Raw genomic sequence first — 4,799 nt, 5'->3', positions numbered from 1 at the left:
GGAAGAACTCCTGCGTCCGGTACCCATTCTAATTTGGCAGACTGCCCCGGGGTGGCCCGAGCCGCGTGAAATCACTCACACCAGGATTCCACACGACTCTGGGGCCGCCTCAGTTATGGATGGCGGAGTAAAGGTTCAGGCTGGCGGAGAAAATTACCCACGAGAAATAGGGCAGCACCAGCAGCCCGGCGGCCGGGCTGACGGGGCCGAACCGCAGGATGAGGAGGACCAGGATAAAAGCCAATGCGCCGATCACCGCGAGGGCGATCCACAGAGCGGCTGCGCCGAGCATAGGGTACATGCCAAAGAAGGTTATGGGCCAGGCCAGGTTGAACACGAGCTGCAGAATATACGTGCGTGCCACCGGCCGGACCAGCGCTCCCCTCCGCCAGACAAGCCAGGCGGCCACGGCGATCCCCGCATACAGCGAAAGCCAGGCGACGCGGAACATCCATCCTGCCGGCATCCACGGGGCCTTGATCGAACCGGCAAACCAGCCGTTGGAATTAAGGATGATCGGGATGGAGGCGAGCATGCAGACGGCATACGAAAGGGCAAGGAAACCAAGCAGGGCAACAACTTGCCGGCCCGGGGAAGGGACCGGCCACGGGGCGGTTCCCGGCCCGGATTGTCCATCAGTAGTAGAGGGCACGGTTCAGCATCCCCAACACAGCCTCCAAGGTCAAAACCGATTAAGTGGATGGGTTGACCGATACGCCGGGTTCTGTGCTCCCGCCCCGTTGCCAGTGCGGGAGTAGCGGCCATCCATCTACGAACGCCGTTGCCGGCGCCCTCCAGCGGCCTACCCGGACACTCGGGCGAGCAGCCCTCAAGCGTGCCCTGTCTGGCCTTGCTCCGGGTGGGGTTTACCTAGCCTTCCCGGTCACCCGGGAAGCTGGTGGTCTCTTACACCACCGTTTCACCCTTACCTGTTTCGTGCCGCTTTCAAACCGGCGCGACCCAGGCGGTCTGTTTTCTGTGGCACTGGCCTGCGGGTTACCCCGAGTGGGCGTTACCCACCACCCTGCTCTGTGGAGCCCGGACGTTCCTCGAGCCACTTGCGTGACGCGCGGCCGCCTGGTCAACCCATCCAAATCCAGTCTACCGGCGCCGTGCCGCTTTCCCTCCGCCGGTAGGATCGGACGGTGCTGATTCTGCTTCCCCCTTCTGAAGGCAAGACACCCGCGGTCCGCGGATCCGCCGTCAACTGGCCCTCGCTGAGCTTCCCGCAGCTGAACTCCTGCCGGGCCAGGGTGCTGGACGCGCTGGGCACGGTGAGCGCGCACGAGGACGCCCTCGCTTTGCTGGGGGTCGGGGCGTCGCTGAAGGACGACGTCGACCGCAACACCCGGCTCCATGCTGAACCGGCGGCTCCGGCGCACCAGATTTATTCAGGGGTGCTTTACGACGCCCTAAGCTATAAGACACTTACTGCCGGCCAGCGCCGCAAGGCCGATGAGTCGGTCCTCGTCATTTCGGCGCTTTGGGGCGCCATCCGCTTCGGCGACAGTGTGCCTGCATACCGGCTGTCCATGGGAACGGCGCTGCCTGACGTCGGACGCCTCGCCGCATTCTGGAAACCGCAGCTCGCCGATGCCCTGCCCGGTGCCGTTTTCGGGCATCTCCTGGTGGACTGCCGGTCCAGCACCTATGCGGCAGCGTGGGCTCCGCCGGCCGCCCAAACAGTCAGCGTCAACGTCTTCACCGAGGTCAACGGGGTGCGGAAGATAGTCAGCCACTTTGCCAAGCACACCCGCGGCGAGCTGGCACGGCATCTCCTGGCCCGGCGGGGCAAGGCACCGGAGACGCCGGCGCAGCTACTGAAGGCCAGCCGCGAAAAGTGGGAGGCCGAACTTGTGGAGGGCTCAGCGCGGAAGCCGCACGCGCTGAACATCATCCTGCCGGGCTGATTCGCCTCGCCACTCCCCCAACTGAGTCGCAGTTAACGCTGTGAAACCGCCGTTGATGACGTAAATGCCAGCCAGTTGGGTCAGGCCCACTCTTCGGCGCGCACCAGGATCGCGCCGGAGTCCGGGCAGAACACAATGTCGTCAGCTGCCGCTGCCTTGATTTCGGCCAGGTCGCCGGGGCTCAACTTCATTCCCGACGCCTCGGACGTTCCGTGGAACAGCCTTGCGGCGCCCACTCCGCGCTTCGCCAGGGTCTTTTCGTACACGGCCAGCATTCCTGCATCGAGGGCGGCGGCAAACGCTGCACGCTGGCTGCGGAGCCCACTGCCTTCCGCCTCAACTTCGGTCAGGGCTGCGTCAAGCTCGGCCCGGATGCTGCCGAAGGATCCCTGGATGTCGTCCACGATCCCCTGCTGCTTAGCCTGCCTGGCCCGGAGCGAATCGAGCCGTTCCATGACCTCGAGCTCCACGTCCTCCAGGTCCGAGCGCCGCTTGTTCAAGGAAGCGATGTCCTTCTGCAAGGCGACCAGGTCCTTGGACAGTCCGGTTCCGCTGTTGAGCCTTGCCTCATCCCGTTCGATCCGGGAGGCAACCTGCTCCACGTCCGCCTCGGCCCGCTTCAGTTCGGCTTCGGCATCGTAAACGGCCACCTTCGCGGCGCCCAGCTCGCCGTTGGCGACGGAAAGGGCGGCTTCGAGATCCTTGATCCTGGGATCGTTCTCCAGCGAGCGGCGGCGGTTGGCGAGCGACTTCAGCCTGGCGTCCAGCCCCTGCAGCTCAAGCAACTTCAACTGTTCCGCCGGTGCTGCCTTCGCCACTGTTACCTCCGCTTAATTACTTCCGGCCGGAGCCGGGCACCTGAACGGCGCTTCCTAGACTCTAGCGCCTGGCCTGCTCCCCCGCCTCGAACGCTCGCCCGGGGACCCTCGCCCGCCAGGCTTACCCTGGAGTGAGGATGAAGTCCCAGGGATCACTGTTGGTGGTGCTGACCTGGATTTCGACGTCGTGTCCCTGGTCCGCGAGGACGTTCCCCAACGCTGCCGCGGCTGCCGGCAGCCATAGCCACTCGCTGGCAAAGTGTGATACGTCCACCAGGTAGGGCCGGCTGTTCAACGCCGCTTCCCGCGCCTCGGAGGCCGGGTGGTGGCGAAGGTCAGCGGTGACATAGACGTCAGCGTTGCTGGCGCGCACCTCATTGAACAACGAATCCCCGGCGCCGCCGCAGACTGCAACCCGCTGCACCAGGCTGTCCTTGTCTCCGGAGACGCGCACACCCCCCGCCACGGAAGGCAATATGCCGAAGACACGTGCTGCGAAATCACCCAGGGTCATGGCATCGGCCAAGTCACCGACGCGCCCGATCCCCTCTTCCGGGAGGCCATTCGCTGCCACAGTGAGCGGGACGACGTCCTGCAGGCCCAAGGCATCGGCGAGCACATCGGACACGCCACCGACGGCGGAATCGCCGTTGGTGTGCACCGTCAGGAGCGCGGTGCCCGACTCAATGAGCCGGTGGACGGCCCGGCCCTTGGGGGTGGTGGCGGCGACTGTGGTGACACCCTTGAGCAGCAGCGGATGATGGGTGATCAGGAGTTCCGCACCCCATTCCACCGCCTCCTCAATGACTTCAAGCGTGGGGTCCACCGCAAACATCACCCGGGTCACGGCGGCGGACGGGTGCCCCGCTACCAGCCCAACCTCGTCCCAGTGCTCCGCCAGGGACTCAGGCCACAGTTCCTCTACAGCCAGTAGCAGCTCACCCAGGGTGGGAGCCTGCGGCTGGCCGGCCGCTGCCTCCGCGCCGGAAGGTGCGTCGCCGTCGTGATTTTCCTGGCCGGTAACGTCAGTGTCCACAGGTTCCATAATCTTAGTTTTACCCCATCACCCCGCCCGGACCGCATGTTTGAAGCGGCGCTGCACAACCGCCGGGGAATCATCCGGCGCCGCAAACCATTGAAGAGGTCATGAAAAGTTTTGTTTTGGGCGGAGGCTGCTTCTGGTGCCTCGACGCCGTCTACCAGAAGACCAAGGGCGTCACCTCAGTGGTGTCCGGCTACACGGGGGGCCACGATCCCCACCCGGACTACTACTCGGTCTGCAACGGCACCACCGGCCATGCCGAAGTGGTGGCCGTGACCTTCGACGAGGACGTGATTCCGGCCGAGGTCATCCTGGACATGTTCTTCGCCCTGCATGATCCCACAACGCTCAACCGGCAGGGGTACGACGTCGGCACCCAGTACCGCTCGTCCATGTTCTACGAGACCACCGAAGAGAAGATCCTCTTCGAGGAAGCCATCGAGCGGAACCAGGCATTGTGGGCGAACCCCATCGTCACCGAGGTCAGCAGGCTCCCCCGGTTTTACGTTGCCGAAGAGTTCCACCAGAACTACTATGCCAAGCATCCGGAGCAGGGATATTGCCAGGTGATCATCAACCCCAAGCTCGCCAAGGCCAGGAAATATTACTCTGCATGGCTTAACGCTTAGCGGGTGTTACGCGGCCTCGTTAGGCTGACCTCAGTATTCACCCCTCACAAGATAGGCGTATGTACATGGCACGGATTTATGACGATGTAACACAGCTGGTCGGCGGCACGCCGCTGGTCAAGCTCAACCGGCTCAGCGAGGGGCTGGAAGCCACTGTCGCCGTCAAGCTCGAGTTCTACAATCCTGCCAACAGCGTCAAGGACCGGATTGGCGTGGCCATCGTTGACGCCGCGGAAAAGTCCGGTGCCCTGAAGCCCGGCGGAACCATTGTTGAAGGCACCTCCGGCAACACCGGCATCGCCCTGGCCATGGTGGGCGCTGCCCGCGGCTACAAAGTCATCCTGACCATGCCGGAGACCATGTCTACCGAGCGCAGGGTCATGCTGCGCGCCTTTGGTGC

General features: G+C 64.2%; 6 protein-coding genes and 1 other RNA gene. 3 read left to right on the top strand and 4 right to left on the bottom strand.

Annotated features, from left to right (window positions below):
- Positions 1–109: 109 nt before the first annotated feature.
- Together AC5RWX_RS30320 and rnpB are read right to left on the bottom strand one after the other, a co-directional pair.
- Positions 110–652: a TspO/MBR family protein gene (locus AC5RWX_RS30320; RefSeq protein WP_494099920.1), complete on the bottom strand. Its 543-nt coding sequence runs from the start codon at positions 650–652 to the stop codon at positions 110–112.
- Between the two features lie 45 nt (positions 653–697).
- Positions 698–1,089: RNase P RNA component class A (rnpB, locus tag AC5RWX_RS30315), an RNA gene on the bottom strand.
- A gap of 56 nt (positions 1,090–1,145) precedes the next feature.
- Between rnpB and AC5RWX_RS30310 the strand changes: the two genes are divergently transcribed.
- The gene (locus AC5RWX_RS30310) at positions 1,146–1,910 is read left to right on the top strand and encodes a YaaA family protein (RefSeq protein WP_494099919.1); all 765 of its coding nucleotides are present in this window, start codon (positions 1,146–1,148) and stop codon (positions 1,908–1,910) included.
- Between the two features lie 80 nt (positions 1,911–1,990).
- Here AC5RWX_RS30310 and AC5RWX_RS30305 read toward each other — a convergent pair whose 3' ends face one another.
- The gene (locus AC5RWX_RS30305) at positions 1,991–2,728 is read right to left on the bottom strand and encodes a zinc ribbon domain-containing protein (protein WP_494099918.1); all 738 of its coding nucleotides are present in this window, start codon (positions 2,726–2,728) and stop codon (positions 1,991–1,993) included.
- A 121-nt stretch (positions 2,729–2,849) separates the two neighbouring features.
- Positions 2,850–3,773, bottom strand: coding sequence for a Nif3-like dinuclear metal center hexameric protein (locus tag AC5RWX_RS30300; protein ID WP_494099917.1), 924 nt, complete (start codon positions 3,771–3,773; stop codon positions 2,850–2,852).
- A gap of 101 nt (positions 3,774–3,874) precedes the next feature.
- On the opposite strand from AC5RWX_RS30300, the gene msrA reads away from it, so the two are divergent.
- Both msrA and AC5RWX_RS30290 read left to right on the top strand, forming a co-directional pair.
- Positions 3,875–4,399 carry a peptide-methionine (S)-S-oxide reductase MsrA gene (gene msrA, locus AC5RWX_RS30295; protein WP_494099916.1) on the top strand — a complete coding sequence of 175 codons (525 nt, stop codon included), beginning with the start codon at positions 3,875–3,877 and terminating at the stop codon, positions 4,397–4,399.
- Between the two features lie 65 nt (positions 4,400–4,464).
- The coding region (locus AC5RWX_RS30290; protein WP_494099915.1) for a PLP-dependent cysteine synthase family protein at positions 4,465–4,799 on the top strand (335 nt) is incomplete at its 3' end.

The sequence above is a fragment of the Arthrobacter sp. SPT-J7 genome (assembly GCF_059089965.1).
This window is presented reverse-complemented; position numbering and strand designations above follow the sequence as displayed.